We start from the raw sequence: 24,951 nt of genomic DNA, 5'->3' as shown, positions 1-24,951 counted from the left end.
TTTTGCCAGGCCAAATGAGGAGCGCACCATGAGACTAGGTGTACTGGATATCGGTTCGAATACCGTTCACCTTTTGCTCGTCGATGCATATCCAGGAGCCCGCCCGGTTCCCTACGCGTCGCACAAGCGTCCACTGTCCTTGGTGCGCTACCTCAACGAATACGGTGCCATCACCGAAGAGGGCCAGCAGGAACTGATTTCATTCATTGATGAAGCAGTGAAGTTTGCCGGGAGTCACCAGGTAGAAGACTTTATGGCCTTCTGCACTTCGGCGATCCGCGAATCTTCAAATGGTGCCAGTGTGCTGGACCGGGTGAAAAGCGAAACTGGCGTGAGCCTGATGGAACTGTCCGGCGAAGAAGAAGCAGGCATGACCTTCTATTCAGTTCGTCGTTGGTTCGGTTGGTCTTCTGAATCGATCTTGAATTTGGATATGGGTGGCGGCTCTTTGGAGCTTGCCTGGGGGACAGACGAATTCCCACAAGCCGCATTTTCGGTTCCCCTTGGCGCTGGACGCTTGACCCGTGAATGGTTGCCCAACGACTTGCCATCCATCAAGGAAGTCAAAGAACTGCGTACCTACGTTCGCGACGTTCTCAATGATCCAGCCACCGAACTCCGGCAATATGGAAAACCAACCCTAGCCACGGCAACGTCAAAAACTTTTCGCTCTCTTGCCCGGATTACCGGAGCTGCTCCGAGCGATGAAGGCCCGTATGTTAAGCGGGTACTGAACCGCGATGCTCTGAAGTTGTGGACCAATCGATTGACCGCGATGAGCTGGTCCGAACGTGCTGAACTGCCGGGTGTTTCAGAGATTCGTGCACCTCAACTACTCGCTGGTGCCATCGTGGCTCACGAAGCGATGAGCGCATTGAAGCTGAAGTCAATCCGAATCTGCCCTTGGGCTATTCGCGAAGGTTTGATGTTGCGCCGTTTTGATCATGTGATGTTTGCTTCTGCGACACCGCTCAGTAGTAGCGTGGGTGTGGGAGAAGTACCCTTGGCTTACGAGAAGGATCAGTTTCTAACTGAGCCGAGTAGCTAGAGTTTCTCAGTGATACAGGTGCCATTGACTGGGGCACCGTAACAGGAGGCAGAGGCATGGAAGAACAAAAGAGTACTCACCGGGTGCCGGTTACCCTCTCCAGCGCGTCGGTCTACCCGCTATCGGTTCATGACGCGTTCGCAATGGCTAAAGACGTGGGCTATGACGGGATTGAAGTCCTGATCACGGGAAATGCCGCTAGTCAGTCAGCTGACGCGCTTAAGGCGCTGATGGATAAGTACCAATTGCCCATTATGGCTATCCATGCGCCCACCTTATTATTGACCCAACAGGTATGGGGCTCGGCCTGGGCCAAAGTGGAACGCTCGGTGATTCTTGCCCAAGCAGTAGGTGCCAGCGTGGTCGTGGCACACCCACCGTTTCGTTGGCAGGGCACCTACGCGGAAGAATTCGCCGACGGGGTGCAGCGACTCATTGATTCGACCGGGATGAAAATCGCTGTGGAGAATATGTACCCATGGCGTGCTCGCGGACGTGAGGCAAAAATGTATTTGCCACATTGGAACCCGGTTCCGCAAAATTACCAACACGTCACCTGGGACTTTTCCCACGCGGCCATCGCCAATACCGACTCGCGCCAAGCTGTGGAAGATCTCGGACAGCGGTTGACTCACGTTCATCTGTGCGACGGTCTTGATAACGGCAAGGATGAGCACTTAGTCCCTGGCCTAGGCACTCAACGGGTGGCGGAAACGCTGCAATATTTGCGCGACGTTCAATGGTCGGGAACTATGGCTGTCGAAGTCTCAACCCGTAAGGCAAAAAACGCCGGTCAAAAAGAAGAATGGCTGGCAAAGACCCTAGAATTTGCTCGTGAGCACTTAACTGCAAGCTCTGAGCACGACTCAATGAAACAATGAACTTATGAGTGAAGCTACAAAAAACCTTAAACTGTCCTTCCTCGGCACCGGATCCATGAATGGTGCCATCCTTCGTGGCATCGTTGCTTCGGGCCACGATCCCAAGCTGATCACGGCAACCATCCGCAGTGATAAGCGCGCTGCAGAACTTCGCGAACTAGGCATCAATGTCTTGATCGGTGAAGAAGTTGCGGAGGCCAACGCGAAGGCCGCTGCTGCCACGGACATCATTTTCCTAGGTGTGAAACCAGTTGGCATCACTGAGCTGTGTGAGGAGATTTCAGGATCCCTTACCGCCGACAAGGTCGTTGTTTCTGTCGCCGCCGCCATCACCTTGGCCAGCATGCAGGCACATTTGCCAGCCAACCAGCCAGTGATTCGTTCCATGCCCAACACCCCCCTGATGGTCGGCGCCGGCGTGGTTGGTCTGAGCCCAGCAACGAGTGTTAGCGACGAGCAGACCAAGCTGGTCAGCGACCTACTTTCTGGCTCCGGCGACGTGCACGTTATTGACGAGTCCCAGCAGAATGCGCTGTCTGCCATTTCAGGATCAGGTCCTGCCTACGCGTTCTACCTGGCAGAAGCTATGGCTAACGCTGGTGTCGCGATGGGACTCGATGAGAAGCTTGCGGTTGACCTAGCCCGTGCCACCGTCGCAGGGGCTGGAAAAATGCTCTCGGATCCTGCAGCTAACCCGGGCGAACTGCGCAAGGCTGTGACCAGCCCCAAGGGTACCACCGAGCAGGCTATCTTGACCTTTGATGAGCAGGGTATCCCAAAGATTATTGCGGCCGGCACTCAGGCTGCCGCAGCCCGTGCAGCCAAGCTGAGCGAAGAACTGGGCTAGTCACCGCTAGAAAATACGACTAATAAAATTTGGCCGGTATCCGTGAGGATACCGGCCAAAACTTTGCCCACAGCGTACTTCCATGAGCCGAGCTATGGACGGGCCGCAAATCTTTCGAGCAGGTCCACATGGCCCGAAACGATCAGCACGTCTCTGCGCGTCACGATGGTATCGGGAACCGCGTACGTGAAATCTTCGCCCGGCGCCTTCACACCAACGATGGTGACACCGTACTTTGAACGAACTTGAGATTGGGCGAGCGTGAATCCCTGAGTTTCCTTGGGCGGATACATCTTCACGATCGCGAAGCCATCTTCAAATTCAATGAAGTCCAGCATTCGTCCGCCGACCAAGTGAGCAGCGCGCACTCCAGCGTCAGCTTCCGGATAGATCACGTGATTGGCACCGATACGCGTGAGGATTTTGCCGTGGGAGGGCGTAATTGCCTTGACCCAAAGGTGTTCAATACCCAGGTCCACCAGATTCACGGTGATCAGCACGGAGGACTCAATCGAGGTACCTACACCGACCACGGCCGAAGAGAACTCTTGAGCACCCAGCTGGCGTAGCGCATCAATGTTTGTGGCGTCGGCGGCCACTACGTGGGTGAGTGTACTGGCCCACTGCTGAACGAGTTCGGGACTACGTTCAATTGCCAGTACTTCACGGCCCTGTTTGACCAACGTCTCGGCGACTGAGGCGCCAAATCGTCCCAGACCGATCACCAATACGGGGGCATTGTGGTCAATATTCTTATCAGCCAATGAGCGGCCTCTCTTCTGGAAGTCTGAACAGGGAATTACGGTGACGCATGGTCAGTGCGCTGGCCAGGGTAATACTGCCGATTCGTCCGGCAAACATCAGGATACTCAGTACATATTTACCGGCCGGCGGCATCTCTTGGGACACGCCGGTACTCAGGCCAACGGTGGCGAAAGCAGAGATCGATTCGAACAGGGCACGCGAGATGCCGACCGACTCATCGATGCTTACCAAGACGCCTGTGGCCACCATAACCAACGAACCACCCATGGCGACCACGGAGATCGCAACGCGCATGGTTCCTTGCGGGATTTGACGACCAAAGGCCGTCACCTCCGTATCGCCTCGGACTTCGGCCATAATGGCCAAGAACATGACAGCAATAGTGGTGACCTTAATACCGCCGGCTGTGGACGCTGAGCCACCACCGGCGAACATCAAGGCATCGGTGAGCAAAACGGTTACCTGGTGGATGTCATTTTGATCCACCAAGTTGAAGCCGCCGGATCGAGTCATTGTTGAAGCAAAGAGCGCATGGATGACCTTATCGCCGACGGACATTTCGCCTAAGGTGCGCGGGTTGGACCACTCAAAAACTAACCACAATAGTGCACCAGCAAAGAGTAGCAATGTGGTGACCAGCATGGTCAGCTTCGTGTGGAGGTTCCATTTTCTGACGTTGAACTTATGCGCCAGCAACACCATGATCACTGGGAAGCCCAATGATCCGGCGTAAACGCCGACCATCAAAGGAATCAAAATCCACAGGTCGGTTTCATACGGCACTAAACCATCAGAGTGCGGAGTGAAGCCGGCGTTGTTGAAGGCCGAAACGGCGTAGAAGATCCCGTGCCAGATGGAAGACAAGAAGCTTTCACCCAAGATGAAGAAGCGGGGGATCAAAAATAGTGCAATCAGTGCCTGAAGGCCGATTGCTGTGGTGATCACGATGCGCAACAGCGAACTGATTTCACCTAAGGCCGAGGCGCCGGAGCTGTCCATGGACTGCTGAGCCATCAATTTGGCTCGCACGCCCAGTTTGCGGGAAACCGCCAAGGACATGATCGAGGCCAACGTCAGAATGCCCAAGCCGCCCATGAAGGAAGCGATGAGCATGATGAGCTGACCGGTAAAAGACCAGTGTACGGCGGTAGAAACAGTGGTCAAGCCGGTGACGCAGACCGCTGATACGGCAGTGAACAAGGCATCATGCAAAGGCGTAATTTCGCCGCTCGCGGAAGAGAATGGGGCAGCAAGCAATGAGGTAAAAAGTGCGATCGCCAAGAGGAAGACGCTGAGCGTTAGACGCGCAGGGGAGCGGACGGTGATGTCGGCGATGCGCGTTCGAAACTGTAATCGTTTCTTGCGACGCCTTTCACGCAATTCGGCTGCCCGGGCGTGGGGGCCCAGCTCACTGCCAATGCTCATCAATAACTCGCCGTTTCTTCTGGACCGGTGGAATAAGAGTGCGGAAGTTGAAGTCCTCCTAGTAATTTACGCGTTCTGAGCGCTAAACGCTTGTCTACTCGACCTAAAGAATCGCTAGCTTGGCAAATACGCCATATATACATGAGTTGGATCACCATCCGGTAGCCTGAAAAAGTGTTAGATCCGCAACAAGCTCCGCGCCCAACCATGCTCATGTGGGATGAACAGTATCTGAAGTATAAATTCAGTGACTGGCACCCAATGCACCCTTCGCGCCTTGAGCTGACGTACCGTTTGAGTCAAGAACTTGAAGTTCTTAGCGAAGAGAACATCCAGATTCATGCACCAGAAATTGCCAGCGACGAGTTAGTGCAGACAGTGCACGACCAGGCTTACATCGATCAAGTGCGTCGCGTGAGCGAGGACCCGAGCCTGATAGCTGTAGAGTTTGGGTTGGGGACCGAAGATGATCCTGTCTTCGCCGGGATGCATGATGCATCGGCACGGATTGTTGGTGGCTCCGTTATCGCTGCACAGGCCATCATGGACCAAGACGTGGTGCGGGCGGTCAACTTCGCTGGCGGGATGCACCATGCGGCACGAAATAAAGCTAGTGGCTTCTGTATTTACAATGACGCGGCGGCCGCGATCCAACGCATGCTCGATCAAGGAGCGCAACGGGTGGTGTACATCGATGTTGATGCACACCACGGGGATGGCACCGAGTCGATTTTTTGGGATGACGAGCGGGTATTGACTATCTCGATCCACGAATCCGGGCTCTCGTTATTTCCTGGAACCGGATTTGCCAACGACATTGGAGGCAAAAAAGCCGAGGGTAGCGCAGTGAACGTGGCACTACCGGCGATGACGGGGGACTCGGGATGGATGAGAGCCTTCCACGCGATCGTGCCTCAGCTGGTTCATGCGTTCAAGCCAGAAATCATCGTTTCTCAGCACGGCTGCGATGCACACCGAGATGATGACATGACCAACCTCAAGCTTTCGGTTGATGCCCAGCGTCAAGTTGCCTTGGATATTTCCCAGTTGGCGGATGAGGTTTGTGAGGGACGCTGGTTAGCTACCGGTGGCGGAGGTTACAACGTCCATGCCGTGGTACCGCGGACCTGGACGCACCTGACCGCGATTGTGGCGGGAAAGCCTGTGCCGTTGCGAACATATGTCCCGGAGACTTTCCGACGATATGTCCTAGAGCGTTACGGCCGTGCCACCCCGTACTTGATGGGTGATGACGCACAGCTGTGGTGGCGCAACTGGGAAGTTGGTTATGACCCAGCTGATCCGATTGACCGCACCGTGATCGCTACGCGCAAGGAAGTTTTCCCGCTCTTTGGCCTCGACCCGTGGTTCGATTAGACGTGGCGGGGCGCCCGATACATCCGTAGCCGCGAACTTCACTAACGATAAGCACGTGAAATCAATGGTGTGAAGGTCATATGCCGTTAGGGTTATGTGTGTGGCAATTGATGAAGTATTTTCGGCTTTGGCAGAACCAACCCGACGCAAAATAATTGAAGCTCTCAAAAGCGAACCGAAAGCGGTAGGCGCCTTGGTGACTGAGCTGGAAATTTCCCAGCCCACGGTATCTAAGCACCTCAAAGTCTTACGTGAGGCGCAATTGGTGAGTATGGCTGCTGCCGGGCAGCGCCGTATCTACAGCATTGACACCGCTGCCTTGGAACAGCTTGTCGGTTGGTGCGCAGATTTGCTACCTGAACAAGAGCTCGAAGAACAACATGATCTTCAGGAGCCGGAAGCAGGTTCCGAGATGGCGATGAATGCCAATCCGACTGCGCAACAAATCGGTCGAAGCGTGGGCCGTGGCCTAGAACAAGTAACTGGGCGTGCTCAAGAATTCTTGGAGAGACTTCCCCGCTTTGGCCGTCGCCGCTAATTGATCTCGCGGTACTTCACGTTACGACGGTGTTTCTGATTTTTAACGCAGAATTTTATCCCGGTGTGTTCTCCGTGACATTCTCGACAGTGGGTTAGTGGCGCCTAGTGTGAGTTTCCTAGTGCGCATGTTCCTGGCCCACATGATGAGGAGAGAAACTTGGATACGCACTTAGCGACAATTCGCGATGAAGTTTTCCGACGTAACCCCGGCGAAGCAGAATTTCACCAAGCGGTCACTGAAGTATTTGAAAGCCTAGAAGCAGTATCGGTGAAAAATCCCGAATACGCTGAAGCGGCTATTTTGCAACGCCTGTGCGAGCCTGAGCGTCAGATCATCTTCCGTGTGCCTTGGGTCGATGACCAGGGCCGGGTCCAAATCAATCGTGGCTTCCGTGTCGAGTTCAACTCCGCGTTGGGCCCATACAAGGGCGGACTGCGTTTCCATCCTTCCGTGTACTTGGGCATCGTTAAGTTCCTTGGGTTTGAACAGATCTTCAAGAATTCCCTGACCGGTATGCCTATCGGCGGCGGTAAGGGAGGATCCGACTTTGATCCACGCGGCAAGTCCAACGGTGAAGTCATGCGCTTCTGCCAGTCCTTCATGACTGAGCTTTACCGCCACATTGGTGAGTACACCGATGTGCCGGCCGGCGATATTGGTGTAGGTGGCCGAGAAATCGGCTACCTCTTTGGACAGTACAAGCGCATCACCAACCGTTACGAGTCAGGTGTCTTGACCGGCAAGGGCTTGAGCTGGGGAGGATCGCTGGTTCGTCCAGAGGCCACCGGTTACGGTGCGGTGATCTTCACCCAAGAAATGCTCAAAACCCGCGGGCAATCCTTTGACGGCCAGCGCGTTCTTGTGTCGGGCTCGGGCAATGTCGCGATCCACGCCATTGAAAAGGCTCAGTCGTTGGGCGCGAAGGTCGTGACCGCTTCCGACTCGGCAGGCTTCATCGTTGATGAGGACGGCATTGATCTTGAGCTGTTGCGCCAGATTAAAGAAGTAGAGCGCGGACGAATCTCTGAGTACGCGCAACGTCGTGGCACCGACCGAGTCAACTACGTTGAATCTGGCAGTGTGTGGGATGTTGCTGGAACCGTTGCACTGCCATGTGCAACCCAAAACGAGCTGGATGACAAGGCTGCTAAGAAACTGGTGGAAGCCGGAATCATTGCGGTGGCTGAGGGTGCGAACATGCCAACCACGGCTGAAGCGACCTCGCTCTTCCAAGAGGCTGGAGTTCTCTTTGGTCCGGGTAAGGCAGCCAATGCTGGTGGCGTTGCTACCTCGGCCTTGGAAATGCAGCAGAACGCTAGCCGTGACTCCTGGAGCTTCGAGCACACCGAACAGCGGTTGACCGAGATTATGGTGGGTATACACGACCGTTGCGCAGCGACAGCTGACGAATACGGCACCCCAGGCAATTACGTTGCGGGCGCCAACATCGCCGGTTTCGTTAAGGTTGCTGACGCCATGCTGGCCCAAGGGGTCATCTAGTCAATCGCTACGTTTCAATCCGTGCCAGGCTCCATGAATAACGGGAGCTGACGCGCGGATTGTCTCGTTTTGACAACAAAATTTTTGATTCGGGAGACACCCAAAGTGTTTCGTGATGCAAAAGTTACTTGAGTGCGATTAGACTAGGACAAAGCGAACGTGAACCTGATCGCCGATGTTGATCCAAAGTCGTGTAAGTTCACCTTCGCTAGTAACGCGACGAAATAGAGATCAGCGTCAGGAGACTATCCCGCATGACGGATAAACAGAATTTTGCAGGAGCCCGTTTCATGACGGTAGCCGAGGTGGCTGACATGATGCGTGTTTCCAAAATGACGGTTTATCGGCTGATTCACGCCGGCGATTTGCCTGCCGTTCAATTCGGTCGCTCCTATCGTGTTCCAGAGAACGCTGTGGAATCCTACCTAAGCGCCGCGGCTATCGATCCGCAGCACGGTACCGGTTCTTACGGTCGTTAGTCCGCACGATGGTCAGAGCATGACCGAAAAGCGGGTAATCTATTAAGGAACGTTTAACGTCCGGTCAACCCTGTGCTTGCACTTAGGTGCAAGCAGTTATTTTGGGTTGACGCATTTATTAGTTTGTGAGGAACCATTATGGGCTCTGTTATCAAGAAGCGCCGCAAGCGTATGTCCAAGAAGAAGCACCGCAAATTGCTTCGTAAGACTCGCCACCAGCGTCGCAATAAGAAGTAAATCTACTTCGAGCACTTTGCCGTTAGGCAATCATCGCCACCGATATGCAGTTGAACTGCAAACGGTGGCGATTGCTTTATGTGGAAGTACTCTCAGTCTCGCTAGGAGCCGGAACGGCGCAGAATAGAGCGTCTGGCCGCCCACAAGGCACCGAAGACACCAGCAGCTCTTAGGCTGAGTTTTGCCGCTCGCTGACCGGTTCGGAAATCGTAGACCTGCCAGCCTCGACGCTTGGCATAGGCACGCAACCGAGCATCGGGATTGATGCACACCGGGTGACCGACTGCCTCCAACAACGGAACGTCGTTATAAGAATCTGAGTATGCCCAGGAGCGTGAGAGGGAGATCCCGCGAGCCTTGGCCAGAGACCGAACAGCCTGAGCTTTTTCAGCCGCGTGAAGAATTGGGCTGGCCAATGCGCCGGTGTATAAACCGTCCCGACTTTCCACCACGGTGCCCAAAGCACCGGAAAGACCGAGCCGATCCGAGATGACATTCGCCACTTCTAAGGGAGTGGCAGTCACCAGCCATACCTCTCTGCCAACATGAAGGTGCTGACGAGCGATGGCGACGGTCCCGGCCCAGAGCTTGGGCTCGATGAACTCGTCGTAAATCTCGTTGCCGATTTCTTCAATCTCTGCCACTGAAATTCCGCGAACCATCATGAGCGCACGATCACGAATCTGATGAATATCACCCAAATGCTCACCACGAGCAGCAAAACGAAGTTGCTTCAGCGCGAACCAAATGATTTCACGGAACTGAAAGAATTTGTGCTCACGCATTTTGCGCGCCAGCAGGTAGAGCGAAGCGCCACGGACCAAAGTATTGTCCACATCAAAAAAGGCAGCGACAGTGTCAGGTGCCACAGATGCTGGCTGCGTGGAATCAAGTTCTGAAGAAGACATTTGAATCAGTTTATTTCATCGTAAAGTTCAAGCGTGGTTACGGCTCGTGAGATTATAGATACGTGAGTACTTTGCATGAAGTTCAGCTGTTGGTCCGAAAAGATTGCCATCTTTGCCACGCCGCTCGGGCAACGGTGTCCGAGGTGACGAGCCGGCTGAAGATGGAATTTACTGAGGTTGATATTGACCAGAACCCGGAGCTCCTGGCAAAGCACAACGAAGAAGTTCCAGTGCTCTTCATTGATGGGCAGGTCCGAGATTTCTGGACCATAGATCCCCAACGGCTTGAGCGTCTGCTGACCAACTAGCGGTTGTATTAAACATGACGAGGCGCCCGTACTCGCCTAGATCATTTGAAAGTGCAGGAATAGAAGATGTCTGAGCTAGAGGCCCGTGTCCTGCCTGAGGCCACCTTGGCTCGTTTGACTCAATATCTGCGCGCACTAAACACCCTGGAATCGCAAGGACGCGAACGTACCAGTTCAGGTGTGCTGGCTAAAGAAGCGGGCGTGAACCCTGCGATCCTACGCAAGGATCTGTCGTGGCTTGGCTCCTACGGCACTCGGGGAGTGGGCTATGTGGTGCGTGAACTGGCCGAACACATCAGCCGGACACTGGGACTGAACCAAGACTGGAAAGTCGCAATCATCGGTGCAGGTAACCTCGGCCGTGCGCTGAGCGGCTACGCCGGTTTCACTTCGCGTGGGTTCAACGTCAAAGCCATTTTGGATGTTGACCCGGGGTTGATAGGTGAAGCTGTAGGTAACTTGAAAGTCGAAGCCATCGCGGATCTGGCGCAGGTGGTCAGCCGGGAAGAAATCAACATCGCGGTCTTGGCTGTGCCCGGTGAAGCCGCTCAGGATCTCGTCTACGAGCTGGCAGAGAACTCTGTGAGATCAGTGTTGTCGTTCGCACCAAAGCCGCTAAAGGTACCGTCCGGAATGAACCTTCGGCGCGTTGATCTGTCTACAGAACTACAGATTCTGGCGTACCTCGCAGTTCAGGGCTAGTGCGCTTTCAGGTACGCAAAAGGCGTTGTCGCTTCAGTCTGTGAAGACGGAAGCGACAACGCCTTTATCGTTGCCCCGATTCCGGTGATTACTGGTGTTTACCGGTAACCTGCGCGGCGTGCCATGCGGCGTGCAGCGATGTATTCCGAAGATGGGCGAAGCCAAGCGAAGACCACGCCGGCGATGCCCAGCAATACACCGATGATGTAGACCGCGCTTAAGGCACCAGCCTGAGAGTCACCGAACATGCCAATCATGGTCACGGTGGAGAACATACCGAACAGCGACAGTACTGCCAGAATTGTCGCGATAATACGCATCGCGCCGACCCCTCGTCCGACAAAGAAACCGACCAGGAAGTACAAGATCACCGAGATGATCGCGCCAACCACGGCAATGCCCGTAATCATTGAGCTGGCTTGTTCCATGAACGCTTCAGGACTGTTCATCATTTGCTGCAGGGTTGGATCATTGGCCATCTCGGGCGAAGCTTCCATCTGCGTCTGCAACTCTTGCTGCACGGCTGCCCACTGCGATGACATCATGTTGGCGACCATATTGGAGGTAGACATCATGTAGCTAGCGATGGCACCAACAATTCCGGAAAGCAGAATCATAATAAACGCGATCTGCAAAGTCTTTGGACGAGTTGCTGGTGGCTGGACCGCAGCGTAGCCACCCTGATTAGGGAACTGGTTGTAGCCAGGAGTTACTGGAGCCTGACCGTACGGCGCCTGTTGAGTCCCAGGCGCTTGTCCATAAGGATTCTCTCCATACGGTGAAGGCTGCTGAGCGTAAGGGTTTTCGCCGTATGGTGTGGGATTTGCTCCCGACGCACCAGATTCTGGATTGTAGGGTTGGCCCGGTTGATTCGGATCGTAGTTACTCAAGAATCATCATCCTTTGGGTCGAACGGTCGTTGTATCTAAGACTAATGCTTAGCCTTTGTGAGACACCCCATCCGAAAGGATGGTTTTTCTATATGGGAATCCCATGCGTGTGCTGTGAATAGTTGATGGTGGACACAATATGCCTAATTTGCACTGAACATTTGAGACACTGGAAGCATGCCTTTAACGACCGTCCATTTGTTGCGCCACGGGGAAGTTTTCAACCCTGACCGTATTCTCTACGGACGGATCCCCGGTTACGGGCTCTCCGAGCTGGGATTCACCATGGCTGATGCGGCAGGCGAATTCTTCGCCCAGCGTCAGGCCGAGGGAGCCAAGGTAGTACGTCTGGTCGCCTCTCCCTTGATCCGTGCTCAGCAAACCGCCGCTCCAACAAGCCAGGCATTGAACTTGCCGATCCATACCGACGACAGGGTCATCGAAGCCGGAAACAAACTTCAAGGCCTATCTAAGGTCGCCCAACATTTGCGCCAGCCAAAGTACTGGCCACTGTTGACCAATCCGCTAAAGCCCTCCTGGGGCGAGCCTTATGCGGAGCAAGTCGCGCGCATGCGTGAGGCCATGGATGATCATCGCCGGGCCGCGGTGGCTGAGCATGGCGAAGGGGCCGAAATAATTATTGTCAGCCATCAGCTGCCGATCTGGGTGACCCGTAGGGCTGCCGAGAACAAACCGTTGTGGCATGATCCTCGTCAACGCGAGTGCACCTTGGCATCGGTGACCAGCTTTGATTTTGAGGGGGACGAACTAGTCTCCGTGCGATACACCGAACCAAACCCCGAGCTACTGGCCGGCGCAGCAAACATTCCTGGAGCATAAGTAAATGACTGGTCCTTTGCCTACCCCAAAGAATCTAAGCCGACGCACGATGTTGCGTTCGTTGATGGTTGCTGCCGCAATTGTTCCGTTGGCCGCTTGCGCCAAAGAAGATACCTTGACCGCTCAAGCCAATAATGGTGATGGCAAAAACTACATCGCTGGCGACGGAGCAGTTCAAGAATATGAGGTAGCCAAGCGCACTGAACCGGTTCAGATCCAGGCAGAAACCTACCACGGCACGAAAATCGATTTCAGCCAGTGGGAAGGCAAACCGATCGTCTTGAACTTCTGGTACGCAGCCTGTGCACCATGCCGTATTGAAGCGCCTGATTTGAAGAAGCTCGCAGACCACTTTGGCAACAAGGTGGAGTTCCTTGGCGTCAACGTGCGTGATGAAGCAGAAGCCGCCAAGGCATTCGAGCGCACCTTTGATCTTCCATACGAGTCGATTCAGGACACCTCAGGGGATATCCAACTGGCGATGACCAAGTACGTGCCATTGCAGGCGGTTCCTTCCACTTTGGTATTGGACCGTAAGGGACGGGTGCGCGCTCGCGTGATTGGTGCCGCTGATCCGAGCACTTTGAAGTCGTTGATCAATACCGCGTTGACTGAGAAGTTGAGCTAGGCGTTGACCTCTAATCCTTTTGCCGACATAGTCCTTGACGGGTCGTTACTTCTGGCCTCACCGGTTGCGGTACTGGCGGGACTGGTGTCCTTCCTTTCACCCTGCGTATTGCCACTAGTTCCGGGCTTCCTTGGCTATGTCACCGGGTTGACCGGAGCGGATTTGAAAGATCACCGTCGGGGACGGGTAGTAGCTGGAATTCTGCTGTTCGTTTTGGGCTTCTCCGTCGTTTTTATCGCCGCCGGAGTGCTCTTTAGCCAGGCCACCGCATGGCTGAGGTTTAACGGCTCCTGGGTCACCCAGCTATTGGGCGTTGTAGTCATCTTCATGGGTGTGGTCTTCATGGGTGGCTTCTCTTGGATGCAGCGCGACCGCAAGATCCACAAGAAACCACCTGCAGGACTGTGGGGTGCACCAATCTTGGGCCTGACCTTCGGGCTGGGCTGGGCACCGTGCATCGGCCCAACACTGAGCGCCGTGCTGATCATGTCCACCGGCAGCGGAGCCAACGTCGCACGAGGCACGGTGCTCACCGCGTTCTATTGCCTAGGCCTGGGGCTGCCGTTCATCCTGATTGCTTTGGGACTGCAACGCGGCATGCAAGCACTAGCGTTCTTCCGCAAACATCAGGTATTCATCATGCGCTTTGGCGGGGCCATGCTCATGGTGTTGGGCCTGGTCATGGTGACCGGCCTGTGGGGCACGTGGGTATCGGAACTGCAAAACTGGTTTGCCAATGAAGTGAGGTTGCCAATTTAATGGCGAAAAAACAACGGAAGTCCAAAGAGATCCAAGACGCTCCAGCCCTGGGGTTCGTAGGATCCCTGCGCTGGATCTGGACTCAGCTCACCTCGATGCCAACAGCACTATTCCTGTTGCTGTTGCTGGCGGTGGCCGCTGTGCCGGGGTCGATTTTCCCGCAGCGCCCGTCAGGTCCGGAGAATGTCGTGGCCTACCTGGATCAGCATCCAGTGGCAGGTCCGTGGCTCGACCGCTTCCAGATGTTCGACGTCTATTCCTCGGTCTGGTTCTCAGCAATTTACATTTTGCTGTTCGTATCGTTGGTTGGCTGCATCATTCCGCGTGTGAAGAAGCATGCTCAAGCTTTGCGCACGCCGCCTCCACGTACCCCAGCGCGTCTGGATCGCCTGCCGCAGTACGCTTCGCACGAGATTCTCGAAGGCGAATCCGATACTCCGGATGATGATCAGATCATCGAAGACTCGTGCAAGATTCTGAAGAAGCGTGGCTACCGCGTTGAACGACGCGACGATGCTACCGGACGCTCCGTAGCAGCAGAACGTGGCTACTTCCGCGAAATCGGTAATCTTGTCTTCCACATTTCATTGATTGGTGTGTTGGTTTCGGCCGCAGTGGGTGGGGCCTTCGGTTACACCGGTCAGCGCGTGGTGGTTGAGGGAGAGACCTTCGTGAACTCGTTGGTCGCCTATGATTCCTTCACTCCGGGTACTGCCTTTGACGCTGATAAGCTGCCTGGCTATTCGGTGAAGCTGGATAAGTTCGACATTGTTTTTGATCGTGAATCAGAATCGCACTTCGGCCAACCACTAGATTTCACGGCTCACGTGCAGGTTCGCAAGACCGCACAGTCAGATCCCGTGAAACAGGAATTGAAGGTGAACCATCCACTACGAATCAACGGGGCGGATGTTTACCTGGTAGGTAATGGCTATGCACCGGTGATCACCGTGCGAGATGGCAATGGCAAGGTTTCCTATTCTGGACCGGTCGCTTCGATTCCGCAGGACTCGGTTTTCACCTCCATCTTTGTTCTGAAGGTCCCTGATGCCAAGCCTGATCAACTAGGCTTCCAAGGCTTCTTGCTACCGACCGCGCTGGTGGACGAAAACGGTTTTGGCATTTCCGGTGACCCTAACGCGATCAACCCGCAGCTTCACCTGAACTCGTTCTACGGCGACTTGGGTCTGGACAACGGCGAATCACAAAACGTATTTGTCTTGGATACCGCAAAGATGAAGGCACTGAACAGTCGCGATCTGGATGCCGGGGGTATTCGCCTCGAAGCAGGCCAGACCTATCAGCTACCGGATGGCAAGGGAAGCATCACCTTTGACGATCTCAAGCGTTACGTAGCCCTGGACGTAAACTACGACCCGGGCAAGCTTCCGATCGGTATCTTTGCCGCATTGGCGCTGATTGGATTGGCGATTTCGCTCTTTACCCCGCGTCGTCGTGTTTGGGTCAAGCTGAAGCATGAAGACGGCAAGCGTAGTATCGAATATGCGCTGTTGGCCCGTGGCGAAGATCCACGACTTGAACGCGAAGCTGGCGAACTACAAAAAATCTTTGACAAGGCTTGGCCATTGGCCAGCGAAGAGCAGAACCAAGGAGCAGTAAATGGGTAACGCTGGGGCATTAGCACCAATCAATGAATCGCTGGGTGAATACAGCCAGCTGTTCATGCTGCTGGCAGCCATGGTCTATGGTGTTGTCTTCGTCATCTTCGCTCTCGACTTGGCCAAGACCAACAAATCCATTTCTGAGATGGATTCCGCTGCGCTCAAGCGCGACGAAGAAATGCTTGTTGGAACCGGTGCCGCTGTCGCAGGCGGCAACCGCAAACGCCGTGGCGAGGCCGGCCGAGCCGATAACATCAGTGAAGAGATCGTCACCGACAAGATGACCTACACGAGCTTCTCGGCAAAGCGTCCGATGGCGCGAGTTGCCGTGATCCTGATGTGGATGGCAGCTGCCCTGCATGGTTTCGGTGTGGTCTCCCGCGCACTGGCGGCACACCGTGTGCCGTGGGGCAATATGTATGAGTTCTTGACTACCGGCGCTTTCCTGGTCGCTCTGGTCTACCTGATCGTATTGATCATCAAGGACCTGCGCTTCATGGGCTCATTCATCTCCGGTCTGGTGACCTTGATGCTGTGTGCAGCAACCATTGGTTTCCCAACTCCCGTAGGTCACCTGGTTCCTGCCCTGCAGTCTCCTTGGATCATCATTCACGTTTCTATCGCGGTGCTGGCTTCTTCGCTCTTTGCCATCAGCTTTGCAATGAACGTCTTGCAGTTGCTGCAGCATTCGCGGATGAACCGTCTGGCTGAGGGCTTGAGCGACAAGCTGCCGTTTATGCGCGTGGTTCCTGGAGCAGGTGCCCTAGAAAACTTTGCTTACCGTATCAACACCATCGCCTTCGTGATGTGGACCTTCACCGTAATTGCCGGCGCGATCTGGGCTGAAGCTGCCTGGGGACGCTACTGGGGCTGGGATCCTAAGGAAGTCTGGTCATTCGTGATCTGGGTTGTTTACGCAGGTTACCTGCACGCCCGAGCCACCGGTGGCTGGACTGGCCCGCGCTCAGCATGGCTGTCGATCATCGGCTTCCTCTGTGTAGTCTTCAATTTCACCATCGTGAACATTTTCTTCAACGGTCTGCACTCCTACGCGGGAGTATAAGCAACTAGTTCACTTCATAAAGCAGCGTGCGGTACCCCCGATTGGGTATCGCACGCTGCTTTTCTGTTGGGCATAGTTTCGGACCAGCAACAGCGCAGGTACGAAAAAAGCCCCGGTTTCCCGTAACTGGCCGTTTGGCGGGTTCTTTGTGGGAGAAAACGGGGCTGGAAGTTTTCGGAGGTTCTAGGGGCGCTGGTGGCTTCTAAGCCTTGGTATCTGGGGTATCGCTGTCGGTGTCGTCAGCGTCCGGCTTCTTCTTGGCCTGATCTTTGAGTTCTTGCTCACGAGCTTTGGCATCGGTTTCACGTTGTTGCTGACGTCGCCAGACTTCGAGCTGACGCAAAAAGTCTTCATCGTCGTCGGGGGCTTTTTGCTGCCCGGTGCTCTGGGAGGTTGAGCTTTGTGGGCGTCCCAAAACGAACCACAATACTGCGCCGATCAGTGGTAAGAGGATAATCACCACGACCCAAGCCGACTTCGGCAAAGAGCGCACTTGGTGCTTCTCTGCGCGGCTGCATTCGATCAAGGTATAGATCATGAGTGCGACCGAAACGACTGCTGCGAATATTATGAAGCGAACCATGAATCCATTCTAGTGATAATCGAGTTCACAGGTTCACCGGTAGAATTAGAACTATGCAGTTTTTGAAATATACAGTTCTTCGCCTGGGCATTTTCTGCGCAGTATTTCTAGGCCTCTGGTGGGGTCTGAACTGGCCAATCTTCGTTTCTGGAATCATCGGTCTGATTTTTGCCTTCGCCGTGGCGTACCTGTTCTTCAACAAACTTCGCCTACAAGCGAACGAGGACGTGCGTAAAGCTTTCGCTAAGACTTCGGCTAGCAAGACTAAAAAGCAGCTGGACGATGAGGCTGTGGAAGACAATTTTGATGAAGCGCAACGTCAAAATCACCGGAGCGCTGAATAACTTTCCCAGATCTTTCTGGGCAACAACAAAGCCTTGGCTGGTCTTTCCTGAAAGGAATGATCCGCCAAGGCTTTCTTTTGTATGAAACTACCGTGCTGTCAGGCGAGGTATTAGAACCAAACTTGAAGCACGATGGCCAACGCGAAGAGTACCGCGTAAACCATATTCAAGATGCCCGTTTGCTTCAAGACCTTGACGAGTTTTGGAAGCTCGTGCTCTCGCAACATCAACAACGATGGGGCGATGGCGGGAACGAAAGTTAGCAGGACCAACCATAACCATGGGAAGGTTCCGGTAGCTAGTAGCGGTAGCAGGATCGCCACAGCCAACATCAAGACGTAGCTCAGGCGGGCATTGTGCTCTCCGAGACGCACGGCCAGAGTAATCTTGCCAACCTCTTTGTCGGTAGGGATATCACGCACGTTATTGGCCATAAGCAACGCACAGCCAATGAGGCCTGTACCAATGGCACCAAGGACTGAAGCGAGCGTCAGTTCATTGATCTGCGTGAAGGTAGTACCTAGGGTGGCGACCAGGCCGAAGAAGATGAAGACATAGATATCACCCAGTCCGCGATAGCCGTACGGGTTCTTACCGCCCGTGTAGCCCCAGGCCGCGAAAATTGCTGCCACGCCAACAAGCAACAACGGCCATGAAGCGGAGACGACTACCAAGGTCAGACCGGCGATTGCTGCCAGAGCGAAGCAGGCAAAGGCGACGTTGCGGACGTTTTTTGGTGCAGTGAGTTTTGAGCCTGTCAGGCGCAAAGGACCAACACGATCGTCATCGGTGCCGCGGATTCCGTCGGAGTAATCGTTGGAGTAGTTCACGCCAACCTGCAGTAGCAAACCGACGATCAACGCCAAAACAAAACGGACCCAGTGAAGGGTTCCGGTTTCGCCCACCGCGGCAGCGGTGCCAATGACTACGGGAGCGATGACGATAGGCAAGGTGCGCAAACGTGCACCGGAGACCCATTGGGAAAGTGTGGCCACTTTCAGTCCTTTCAGGGCAAAAGAAAAACTCGTACCCTTTAGTTTCCCGCGAATCGTCGGGCAAGGCGAATCGAGCTAGTCTCGCAAGCTAAGTTCACTGATAATCAGTTGGCGGTCGAACTTGCCGTTAGGCAGCTGTGGAAGCCCGTTGGGGTAGTGACGAACATGTTTCGGCACCGCTTCTTTGCCCAAAGTTCGACGGACCGCTTCAAATGCGTCCTCGGTCCGGGTAGGGCCAGAATAGGCGAACCCAACGCTTTGACCCCACTGTGAATCTGGGACGGAGAGCACCAGGGTCTGGGTGAAGAATTCTTCAAGTATCCCGTCGATTTTTGAGGCCGAAAGTTTGATGCCACCTGAATTGATCACGTCATCCACCCGGCCAATGATGCTCAGGCGATGACCTGTTACCGTTCCTAGATCGTCGGTAACGTACCAGCGTCGAGAATCGTGGTGAACAAAATGTTCCGCGGTGGCTTCGGGGGAGTCGAGGTAACCGTCCGAGAGCATCGGGCCCGAGACCCAAATGCGTGAGTCGTGTTCCGCTAAGTGCACCCCTGGCAAAGCCGTTCCGTTGTACACCAGCCCGCCGGAGGTTTCCGAAGAGCCGTAGGTTTGGAAAATTTTCAGCCCATGGTGACGAGCATTGGCCAGCAAGTCTTTGCTGGCTCGGGCGCCTCCCAGCAGAATCGCGTCAAAGCGTTTCAGCGCGTTGAGAGTGGCTGGATCAGCGTCATCAAGTAGGCGGGCTAGCTGGGTGGGGACCAACGAGGTCAAGCGATGTTTTTCAACCATCTGCTCGGCAGCTTGGGTGAATGCGGTGGCAGAAAAACTCCCGGTAAGATCCATGGCCACCGGCTTGGTGCCAGCGAAGAGCGAACGAGTCAGCACGCTCAGTCCTGCGACATAATGCACCGGCAACGCTAACAGCCACTGTCCTTCAAACCCTAGGTACTCGGCCGTCGCCTGAGCGCTGGAAGCCAGTGCCTCAACGCTCAGGACAGTACGCTTAGCGCGTCCGGTGGACCCCGAGGTGCGCACAACAACCATTGGTTGCTCGAAGCCGGGCAGGTCCTGATCGTTCAGGTACGTGATACGCCAGCCGTTGCTGTTGTTCTCATCGATGATGACTTCTACTGCTGGACCTTCATCGTTAGCAGCATTGGCCAGAGCGGCGAGAAGTTCCTGAAGTTGTGCGTCCATGAAATTCCTTGGGCTGGTGCCGGTGATTAGAAGTAGTAAGGGTAGTTGGACCAGTCAGGATCCCGCTTACCCAAGAAGGCGTCACGTCCTTCGACAGCCTCATCGGTCATGTAGGCCATGCGGGTCGCCTCACCTGCGAAGACTTGCTGGCCTGCCAACCCATCATCGGCCAAGTTGAAAGCAAATTTGAGCATTCGAATGGCTTGCGGAGACTGGCGTGCAATGTCTGCTGCGTATTCCAAGGCAACTTCTTCGAGGCGTTCGTGCTCTACAGACTCGTTGACAGCGCCCATGCGGACCATGTCATCGGCAGAGTATTCGCGGGCGAGGAAGAAGATCTCACGGGCGGTCTTTTGACCTACCTGGCGGGCCAAGAGCGCTGAACCGTATCCGGCATCAAAGGAGCCGACGGTAGCGTCGGTCTGCTTGAATTTACCGTTTTCCTTGGAGGCGATGGTCAGGTCGGAAACCACATGCAGGGAGTGTCCGCCTCCGGCAGCCCACCCGTTGACTACGCAGAGCACCACCTTGGGCATGGTGCGCATCAGGCGCTGAACTTCCAAGATGTGTAGGCGCCCGGCGCGGGCCGGATCAATCGATTCGCGAGTCTCGCCCTCGGCGTAGCGGTAGCCGTCGCGGCCACGGATTCGCTGGTCGCCACCCGAGCAGAAGGCGTGTCCGCCGTCCTTGGGCGATGGGCCATTTCCGGTGAGGATCACGGTGGCGACGTCGCTGGTCATTCGGGCATGGTCCATCGCACGGTAGAGCTCGTCTACGGTGTGCGGACGGAAGGCATTGCGTACCTCTGGGCGGTCAAAGGCAATGCGCACCGTAGGAAGGTCGCGCACGATCGCGCCTTGTTCATCGCGTTCTACCTGTCGGTGGTAGGTGACGTCGGTGAAATCAAAGCCTTCAACCACGCGCCAACGCGTTGGGTCAAAGACATCGGAAACCTTCGGGGGCAATGCGGAATTATTCAGGCTACTCACCCTATGAATGCTAGTCGGTTTGGTACGGATCTCTAAGAATCTGAAATCTTCGAAGCCTATGACTTTATTATTGAACGAATGGTCGGTAAGTTTAGGTGTTGAGGATCACTTAGTACTTTGGCGCAAGGAGCAAGAAGATGACCGAGGCATTTCTCGTTGGCGGAACTCGCACACCCGTGGGTCGATACGGTGGAGCACTCAGCGCGGTACGTCCAGATGATCTGGCGGCCCTGACCATCAAAAAGCTGGTTGAGGATTCGGGAATTGACCCGGCGGCTATCGATGAAGTCATCCTGGGCAATGCCAACGGTGCCGGGGAAGAAAACCGCAACGTGGCGCGCATGGCAGCACTGCTGGCAGGTCTGCCGGTGAGCATTCCGGGCATTACCGTCAATCGCTTGTGCGCCTCGGGAATGAGCGCCATCACCATGGCCAGCCACATGATTAAAGCTGGTGCAGCAGACGTTGTGATCGCCGGCGGAGTCGAATCTATGTCGCGAGCACCATGGGTAATGGAAAAGCCGGATAAGGCCTTTGCTAAACCGGGCACGGTGTTTGACACCTCGATTGGCTGGCGTTTCACCAATCCGCAGTTCCTCTCCGGCGAACTGTCCCGTGAGGGCAAAGCTACCTATTCCATGCCTGAAACGGCTGAAGAAGTCGCTCGGGTATATGGCGTCAGCCGTGAAGACTGCGACCAGTTTGCTGTGCAGTCTCACCAGAAGGCTATCGCTGCCATCCAAGCAGGGAACTTTGTTGACGAAATCGTTCCGGTGACCGTCAAGCACCGCAAGGGTGAAACTATCGTGGACACCGACGAAGGCCCACGCCCGGGAACCAGCATGGACGTGCTCTCTGGGCTACGCCCAGTGGTCAAGTCAGGCAGTGTTGTTACCGCGGGTAATGCCTCCTCGCTCAATGACGGGGCCTCAGCCATCCTTGTAGTTTCGGAACGCGCCATCAAGAAGTTTGGCCTGACACCACGTGCTCGCATCATCGATGGACAGGCCACCGGCCTAGAACCCGAAATCATGGGCATGGGTCCGGTCTCCTCCACCCGTAAGGTATTGGATCGTGCGGGGCTGAACATCGGGCAGATCGGCGCCATGGAAATCAATGAAGCCTTCGCCAGCCAATCCTTGGCCAGCATCCGTGAACTGGCGGTAGACCCGCAGATCGTCAACCGTGATGGAGGGGCTATCGCGCTGGGTCATCCACTGGGATCTAGTGGCTCACGCATCGTGATCTCCTTGCTAGGCCGCATGGAACGTGAACTGACTTCGCCTAGCCGCAAATTTGGTGTGGCCACCATGTGTGTGGGTGTTGGTCAGGGCTCGGCCATTCTCTTGGAAGGGGCCTAAGCGTGGAAAATATCAGCGAGCATTTCGAAACCCTACTGGTGGATGAAAGCACGGACCGGATTTGGGTTCGCCTGCACCGGCCAGAGGTACGTAATGCCATTGATCAGGCGATGGTCGATGAACTACACGCGGTGTGCTCATATTTGGAGCGTAACCCAAAGATCCTGATCCTGGCTGGCACACCGGGCCAAGCACCTACCGATGAACATCCGAAAGGTGTCAAAGGGATTTTCGCCTCCGGGGCTGATATCTCCCAATTACGCGAACGGCGACGTGATGACGCGTTGGCTGGAATCAATTCAGGGATCTTTGAGCGTATCGCCAAGCTCCCCATGCCGGTTATTGCCGCCTTGGATGGCTTTGCCCTAGGCGGCGGAGCTGAATTGGCCTATGCAGCCGACTTCCGAATCGGCACACCGGAGCTTCGTATGGGTAATCCAGAGACCAACCTAGGGATTATCGCTGCGGCCGGTGCGACCTGGCGGCTCAAGGAACTCGTGGGCGAACCGCTGGCTAAGGAAATACTCATGGCCGGTAAAGTGCTCACCGGACAGCAGTGCTTGGACGCTGGATTGATCACCGAATTACATGATGCCGCTGAGTTGGACACCGCGGCGCAAGCGTTGGCTGATCGAATCGCAGCCCAAGATCCATTGGCAGTCCGCATCACCAAGTCGGTGTTCCACACCCCGCGCCAGGCACACCCGGTTATCGATACCTTGGCACAAGGAATGCTCTTTGAATCCCAAGCCAAGTTTGATCGCATGCAGGCATTTCTTGATCGAAAGAAGAAGTAAGAATGAACGCAGAAAACAGCATGATTCTCACCGGCGACTTACCGCAACGTAGCGGAGTGCTTGGCGGCGGTCGAATGGGAGCTGGCATTGCTCACGCACTGCTCATTAGTGGCAGCAGCGTTGTCGTCGTGGAACGCGACGAGGCATCCGCGCAAGCAGCCTTCGAACGAGTATCGCAGTCAGTGGACAAATCCATTGAGCGCGCCGTAGTCAGTGAATCCAAGAATGAACTGATGCAGCGTTTTAGCGTCAGCACGGACTATGAGCAGTTCTCCGAAACAGGACTCGTTATTGAAGCGGTTCCCGAAATTTGGGAATTAAAAGTCGCCTCATTGCAGGCAGTGGAAAGAGTACTCGATACGCAGGCCGTCCTAGCATCGAATACTTCCTCCCTGTCCGTCAGCGGGCTGGCCAAAGAGCTTAGCCGACCAGAGAAGTTCCTCGGGCTGCACTTCTTCAATCCAGTTCCTGCCTCAACTTTGATCGAGGTAGTCATTGGTGAGCAGACGGACAAGGCGTTGATCGAGGCTTCGCGTGGCTGGGTTCAAGCGCTGAGCAAGACTGCAGTGGTGGTCAATGACGCTCCGGGTTTTGCCTCCTCACGGCTCGGGGTAGCTATCGCCCTAGAAGCTATGCGCATGGTGGAAGAAGGCGTGGCCAGTGCAGAAGATATCGATAACGCTATGGTGCTGGGTTACAAACATCCAACCGGACCGCTAAAGACTACCGACATTGTTGGACTAGATGTACGACTTGGAATTGCCCAGTACCTACACGAGACCTTAGGGGAGCGTTTTGCCCCGCCACAGATCCTCAAAGACCTGGTAGCCGAAGGCAAACTGGGACGAAAAAGTGGCCAAGGCTTCTATAGCTGGTAAACCCTGAGCAGCTGAACCCAAAAATTTCAGTCCCGTCGATCGCTGGAGATCGACGGGACTGAAATCTTATTCTCTGCTAAAACAGATGCCCCAGAAGCGAGGCAAATAGCTCATCAGGATCATGCTCCAAGCCCTTGGAGGCGAACCATTCGCACAGATTCACACAGTCGCGATGCAAGAAGTCCATGCCGTTGGGGTTGCCTGCCAAATCCACGCACTGTGGAACATCGATGACCACTAAGCGCTCGCCGGAGACCAAAAGATTGTAGGCCGATAAGTCGCCGTGTGCCACTCCTAGTTGCGCAAACTTTTCCAAGGCATCAACTAGCTGATCCCACAGGGACGGTAGGCGTGGGTCAAAACGAGAAAGCTGTTGCAGCCGGGGTGCGGCCGCAAATTGATCATCTGGGTCGGCAATGAATTCCATCAGGATTTCGGTACCGTCAATCTGCACCGGATAAGGTACCGGGATGCCTGCTTCGTAACAGCGCAACAAATATGTCCACTCGGCGTTGGCCCATTGCAAGGCAGCGATGTCTCGCCCGTAGGCCGAGTTGTTGCGGATTGCTCGATTGTCACGAGAACGGCGTGCAGAACGACCATCGCTGTAGGCCTGTGAACGACTGAACTGCAGGTGGTCGCGACTGCGGTAGCGTTTGGCTGCCAGTAGGCTCTGCCGCTGCCCGATGGCTCGTTCCAGCAAGAAGACGTCGCCTTCCTTGCCCGTTTTGAGGATGCCTAATTCGGTATCGATTGCCCCGGCATCTTCAATCAGCCACAAAGGATAGGGGCGTGGTCCACGTAAACCCTTCTCAACGAAGGGCCAGGTGGAGAAGCGCTGGCCAGCCGGAGGTTCATCGGTGTGCGATTCATTCCAGACCGGTTTGTGCTTGCGGAACTTGAGTTGTGTTTCGGAATCAGTGCTGGCTGAACGTGTCAGCTGCGCGCTGGTAGAAGATTCTCCCTCAGGAAAATGCATTG

At 55.0% G+C, this 24,951-nt stretch carries 28 protein-coding genes; 19 read left to right on the top strand and 9 right to left on the bottom strand.

Annotation, left to right across the window (positions count from 1 at the left end; translation table 11 throughout):
- The first annotated feature begins 28 nt into the window (after positions 1–28).
- Genes FJV47_RS08465 through proC form a run of 3 tightly spaced genes read left to right on the top strand, consistent with a single transcriptional unit; the run spans position 29 to position 2,776 of the window.
- Positions 29–1,048 (top strand): Ppx/GppA phosphatase family protein, encoded by a 1,020-nt coding sequence (locus FJV47_RS08465; RefSeq protein WP_159611966.1) that lies wholly within the window; start codon positions 29–31, stop codon positions 1,046–1,048.
- Between the two features lie 56 nt (positions 1,049–1,104).
- A complete protein-coding gene (locus tag FJV47_RS08460) occupies positions 1,105–1,929 on the top strand; it encodes a sugar phosphate isomerase/epimerase (RefSeq protein ID WP_159611964.1) in 825 nt (274 codons plus the stop codon).
- Between the two features lie 4 nt (positions 1,930–1,933).
- Positions 1,934–2,776 (top strand): pyrroline-5-carboxylate reductase, encoded by an 843-nt coding sequence (gene proC / locus FJV47_RS08455; RefSeq protein ID WP_159611962.1) that lies wholly within the window; start codon positions 1,934–1,936, stop codon positions 2,774–2,776.
- A gap of 92 nt (positions 2,777–2,868) precedes the next feature.
- Here proC and FJV47_RS08450 read toward each other — a convergent pair whose 3' ends face one another.
- Positions 2,869–3,540 carry a TrkA family potassium uptake protein gene (locus FJV47_RS08450; protein ID WP_159611960.1) on the bottom strand — a complete coding sequence of 224 codons (672 nt, stop codon included), beginning with the start codon at positions 3,538–3,540 and terminating at the stop codon, positions 2,869–2,871.
- Complete coding sequence (locus tag FJV47_RS08445) at positions 3,533–4,966, bottom strand: TrkH family potassium uptake protein (RefSeq protein WP_159611958.1); 1,434 nt, start codon at positions 4,964–4,966, stop codon at positions 3,533–3,535. Before FJV47_RS08445 ends, FJV47_RS08450 begins: the two co-directional genes overlap by 8 nt.
- Positions 4,967–5,173: 207 nt before the next feature.
- On the opposite strand from FJV47_RS08445, the gene FJV47_RS08440 reads away from it, so the two are divergent.
- The 5 genes from FJV47_RS08440 (at position 5,174) to FJV47_RS08420 (ending at position 9,100) form a co-directional block, all read left to right on the top strand.
- Positions 5,174–6,343: an acetoin utilization protein AcuC gene (locus FJV47_RS08440; RefSeq protein ID WP_159613091.1), complete on the top strand. Its 1,170-nt coding sequence runs from the start codon at positions 5,174–5,176 to the stop codon at positions 6,341–6,343.
- 100 nt (positions 6,344–6,443) lie between these two features.
- Positions 6,444–6,881 carry a helix-turn-helix transcriptional regulator gene (locus tag FJV47_RS08435; protein ID WP_159611956.1) on the top strand — a complete coding sequence of 146 codons (438 nt, stop codon included), beginning with the start codon at positions 6,444–6,446 and terminating at the stop codon, positions 6,879–6,881.
- Positions 6,882–7,040: 159 nt separating this feature from the next.
- Positions 7,041–8,384, top strand: a complete 1,344-nt coding sequence (gdhA, locus tag FJV47_RS08430) for an NADP-specific glutamate dehydrogenase (RefSeq protein ID WP_159611953.1) — start codon at positions 7,041–7,043, stop codon at positions 8,382–8,384.
- A gap of 254 nt (positions 8,385–8,638) precedes the next feature.
- Positions 8,639–8,863: a helix-turn-helix domain-containing protein gene (locus FJV47_RS08425; protein WP_022874253.1), complete on the top strand. Its 225-nt coding sequence runs from the start codon at positions 8,639–8,641 to the stop codon at positions 8,861–8,863.
- A 138-nt stretch (positions 8,864–9,001) separates the two neighbouring features.
- Entirely contained in the window at positions 9,002–9,100 is a 99-nt protein-coding gene (locus FJV47_RS08420; RefSeq protein WP_005504750.1) for a 30S ribosomal protein bS22, read from the top strand.
- Positions 9,101–9,201: 101 nt separating this feature from the next.
- On the opposite strand, the gene FJV47_RS08415 is transcribed toward FJV47_RS08420, so the two are convergent.
- Positions 9,202–10,008 carry an HAD family phosphatase gene (locus FJV47_RS08415; RefSeq protein WP_159611951.1) on the bottom strand — a complete coding sequence of 269 codons (807 nt, stop codon included), beginning with the start codon at positions 10,006–10,008 and terminating at the stop codon, positions 9,202–9,204.
- Between the two features lie 62 nt (positions 10,009–10,070).
- On the opposite strand from FJV47_RS08415, the gene FJV47_RS08410 reads away from it, so the two are divergent.
- Together FJV47_RS08410 and FJV47_RS08405 are read left to right on the top strand one after the other, a co-directional pair.
- On the top strand, positions 10,071–10,316 hold the full coding sequence (locus FJV47_RS08410) for a glutaredoxin family protein (RefSeq protein WP_370515008.1): 246 nt from the start codon (positions 10,071–10,073) through the stop codon (positions 10,314–10,316).
- Between the two features lie 66 nt (positions 10,317–10,382).
- The gene (locus tag FJV47_RS08405; protein WP_159611949.1) at positions 10,383–11,018 is read left to right on the top strand and encodes a redox-sensing transcriptional repressor Rex; all 636 of its coding nucleotides are present in this window, start codon (positions 10,383–10,385) and stop codon (positions 11,016–11,018) included.
- Between the two features lie 98 nt (positions 11,019–11,116).
- Here FJV47_RS08405 and FJV47_RS08400 read toward each other — a convergent pair whose 3' ends face one another.
- On the bottom strand, positions 11,117–11,908 hold the full coding sequence (locus FJV47_RS08400; protein ID WP_159611947.1) for a hypothetical protein: 792 nt from the start codon (positions 11,906–11,908) through the stop codon (positions 11,117–11,119).
- Positions 11,909–12,085: 177 nt separating this feature from the next.
- Here FJV47_RS08400 and FJV47_RS08395 point away from each other — a divergent pair, with 177 nt between their 5' ends.
- The 5 genes from FJV47_RS08395 to ccsB are packed head-to-tail and all read left to right on the top strand — an operon-like array spanning position 12,086 to position 16,820.
- Positions 12,086–12,748 carry a histidine phosphatase family protein gene (locus tag FJV47_RS08395; RefSeq protein ID WP_159611945.1) on the top strand — a complete coding sequence of 221 codons (663 nt, stop codon included), beginning with the start codon at positions 12,086–12,088 and terminating at the stop codon, positions 12,746–12,748.
- Between the two features lie 4 nt (positions 12,749–12,752).
- A complete protein-coding gene (locus tag FJV47_RS08390) occupies positions 12,753–13,376 on the top strand; it encodes a TlpA disulfide reductase family protein (RefSeq protein ID WP_200831978.1) in 624 nt (207 codons plus the stop codon).
- Positions 13,377–13,379: 3 nt separating this feature from the next.
- Positions 13,380–14,135, top strand: a complete 756-nt coding sequence (locus tag FJV47_RS08385) for a cytochrome c biogenesis CcdA family protein (RefSeq protein WP_159611942.1) — start codon at positions 13,380–13,382, stop codon at positions 14,133–14,135.
- Complete coding sequence (locus FJV47_RS08380; RefSeq protein ID WP_159611940.1) at positions 14,135–15,763, top strand: cytochrome c biogenesis protein ResB; 1,629 nt, start codon at positions 14,135–14,137, stop codon at positions 15,761–15,763. Before FJV47_RS08385 ends, FJV47_RS08380 begins: the two co-directional genes overlap by 1 nt.
- Entirely contained in the window at positions 15,756–16,820 is a 1,065-nt protein-coding gene (gene ccsB / locus FJV47_RS08375; protein ID WP_159611938.1) for a c-type cytochrome biogenesis protein CcsB, read from the top strand. The genes FJV47_RS08380 and ccsB overlap by 8 nt, the downstream gene beginning before the upstream one ends.
- A gap of 202 nt (positions 16,821–17,022) precedes the next feature.
- On the opposite strand, the gene FJV47_RS08370 is transcribed toward ccsB, so the two are convergent.
- Entirely contained in the window at positions 17,023–17,403 is a 381-nt protein-coding gene (locus FJV47_RS08370; RefSeq protein ID WP_159611936.1) for a PLD nuclease N-terminal domain-containing protein, read from the bottom strand.
- 53 nt (positions 17,404–17,456) lie between these two features.
- Between FJV47_RS08370 and FJV47_RS08365 the strand changes: the two genes are divergently transcribed.
- Positions 17,457–17,747, top strand: a complete 291-nt coding sequence (locus tag FJV47_RS08365; RefSeq protein ID WP_159611934.1) for a DUF4229 domain-containing protein — start codon at positions 17,457–17,459, stop codon at positions 17,745–17,747.
- Positions 17,748–17,857: 110 nt separating this feature from the next.
- On the opposite strand, the gene FJV47_RS08360 is transcribed toward FJV47_RS08365, so the two are convergent.
- The 3 genes from FJV47_RS08360 to FJV47_RS08350 form a co-directional block, all read right to left on the bottom strand.
- Positions 17,858–18,742 (bottom strand): 1,4-dihydroxy-2-naphthoate polyprenyltransferase, encoded by an 885-nt coding sequence (locus FJV47_RS08360; RefSeq protein ID WP_159611932.1) that lies wholly within the window; start codon positions 18,740–18,742, stop codon positions 17,858–17,860.
- 75 nt (positions 18,743–18,817) lie between these two features.
- A complete protein-coding gene (locus FJV47_RS08355) occupies positions 18,818–19,945 on the bottom strand; it encodes an AMP-binding protein (protein WP_159611930.1) in 1,128 nt (375 codons plus the stop codon).
- Positions 19,946–19,971: 26 nt separating this feature from the next.
- Entirely contained in the window at positions 19,972–20,934 is a 963-nt protein-coding gene (locus FJV47_RS08350) for a 1,4-dihydroxy-2-naphthoyl-CoA synthase (protein ID WP_200831977.1), read from the bottom strand.
- A 137-nt stretch (positions 20,935–21,071) separates the two neighbouring features.
- Between FJV47_RS08350 and FJV47_RS08345 the strand changes: the two genes are divergently transcribed.
- Genes FJV47_RS08345 through FJV47_RS08335 form a run of 3 tightly spaced genes read left to right on the top strand, consistent with a single transcriptional unit; the run spans position 21,072 to position 23,970 of the window.
- The gene (locus FJV47_RS08345; protein WP_159611928.1) at positions 21,072–22,295 is read left to right on the top strand and encodes an acetyl-CoA C-acyltransferase; all 1,224 of its coding nucleotides are present in this window, start codon (positions 21,072–21,074) and stop codon (positions 22,293–22,295) included.
- A gap of 2 nt (positions 22,296–22,297) precedes the next feature.
- On the top strand, positions 22,298–23,092 hold the full coding sequence (locus FJV47_RS08340; protein ID WP_159611926.1) for an enoyl-CoA hydratase/isomerase family protein: 795 nt from the start codon (positions 22,298–22,300) through the stop codon (positions 23,090–23,092).
- Positions 23,093–23,094: 2 nt separating this feature from the next.
- Entirely contained in the window at positions 23,095–23,970 is an 876-nt protein-coding gene (locus tag FJV47_RS08335) for a 3-hydroxyacyl-CoA dehydrogenase family protein (RefSeq protein WP_159611924.1), read from the top strand.
- Positions 23,971–24,046: 76 nt separating this feature from the next.
- On the opposite strand, the gene FJV47_RS08330 is transcribed toward FJV47_RS08335, so the two are convergent.
- Positions 24,047–24,949 (bottom strand): serine protein kinase RIO, encoded by a 903-nt coding sequence (locus FJV47_RS08330; RefSeq protein WP_159611922.1) that lies wholly within the window; start codon positions 24,947–24,949, stop codon positions 24,047–24,049.
- Between the last annotated feature and the right edge of the window lie 2 nt (positions 24,950–24,951).

The sequence above is a fragment of the Glutamicibacter sp. JC586 genome, assembly GCF_009805585.1.
Classification (GTDB): Bacteria; Actinomycetota; Actinomycetes; order Actinomycetales; family Micrococcaceae; genus Glutamicibacter.
Note: the sequence above shows the minus strand (reverse complement) of the source record. Positions and strands in the feature narration are given on the sequence as shown.

What these genes read in the sequence shown, in the direction of transcription:
- FJV47_RS08465 (WP_159611966.1), top strand. Translation starts at nt 29, where the DNA reads ATGAGACTAGGTGTACTGGATATCGGTTCGAATACCGTTCACCTTTTG.
- FJV47_RS08460 (WP_159611964.1), top strand. Translation starts at nt 1,105, where the DNA reads ATGGAAGAACAAAAGAGTACTCACCGGGTGCCGGTTACCCTCTCCAGC.
- proC (WP_159611962.1), top strand. Translation starts at nt 1,934, where the DNA reads ATGAGTGAAGCTACAAAAAACCTTAAACTGTCCTTCCTCGGCACCGGA.
- FJV47_RS08445 (WP_159611958.1), bottom strand. Translation starts at nt 4,966, where the DNA reads ATGAGCATTGGCAGTGAGCTGGGCCCCCACGCCCGGGCAGCCGAATTG.
- FJV47_RS08440 (WP_159613091.1), top strand. Translation starts at nt 5,174, where the DNA reads ATGCTCATGTGGGATGAACAGTATCTGAAGTATAAATTCAGTGACTGG.
- FJV47_RS08425 (WP_022874253.1), top strand. Translation starts at nt 8,639, where the DNA reads ATGACGGATAAACAGAATTTTGCAGGAGCCCGTTTCATGACGGTAGCC.
- FJV47_RS08420 (WP_005504750.1), top strand. Translation starts at nt 9,002, where the DNA reads ATGGGCTCTGTTATCAAGAAGCGCCGCAAGCGTATGTCCAAGAAGAAG.
- FJV47_RS08415 (WP_159611951.1), bottom strand. Translation starts at nt 10,008, where the DNA reads ATGTCTTCTTCAGAACTTGATTCCACGCAGCCAGCATCTGTGGCACCT.
- FJV47_RS08405 (WP_159611949.1), top strand. Translation starts at nt 10,383, where the DNA reads ATGTCTGAGCTAGAGGCCCGTGTCCTGCCTGAGGCCACCTTGGCTCGT.
- FJV47_RS08395 (WP_159611945.1), top strand. Translation starts at nt 12,086, where the DNA reads ATGCCTTTAACGACCGTCCATTTGTTGCGCCACGGGGAAGTTTTCAAC.
- FJV47_RS08390 (WP_200831978.1), top strand. Translation starts at nt 12,753, where the DNA reads ATGACTGGTCCTTTGCCTACCCCAAAGAATCTAAGCCGACGCACGATG.
- FJV47_RS08380 (WP_159611940.1), top strand. Translation starts at nt 14,135, where the DNA reads ATGGCGAAAAAACAACGGAAGTCCAAAGAGATCCAAGACGCTCCAGCC.
- ccsB (WP_159611938.1), top strand. Translation starts at nt 15,756, where the DNA reads ATGGGTAACGCTGGGGCATTAGCACCAATCAATGAATCGCTGGGTGAA.
- FJV47_RS08370 (WP_159611936.1), bottom strand. Translation starts at nt 17,403, where the DNA reads ATGGTTCGCTTCATAATATTCGCAGCAGTCGTTTCGGTCGCACTCATG.
- FJV47_RS08365 (WP_159611934.1), top strand. Translation starts at nt 17,457, where the DNA reads ATGCAGTTTTTGAAATATACAGTTCTTCGCCTGGGCATTTTCTGCGCA.
- FJV47_RS08355 (WP_159611930.1), bottom strand. Translation starts at nt 19,945, where the DNA reads ATGGACGCACAACTTCAGGAACTTCTCGCCGCTCTGGCCAATGCTGCT.
- FJV47_RS08345 (WP_159611928.1), top strand. Translation starts at nt 21,072, where the DNA reads ATGACCGAGGCATTTCTCGTTGGCGGAACTCGCACACCCGTGGGTCGA.
- FJV47_RS08335 (WP_159611924.1), top strand. Translation starts at nt 23,095, where the DNA reads ATGAACGCAGAAAACAGCATGATTCTCACCGGCGACTTACCGCAACGT.
- FJV47_RS08330 (WP_159611922.1), bottom strand. Translation starts at nt 24,949, where the DNA reads ATGCATTTTCCTGAGGGAGAATCTTCTACCAGCGCGCAGCTGACACGT.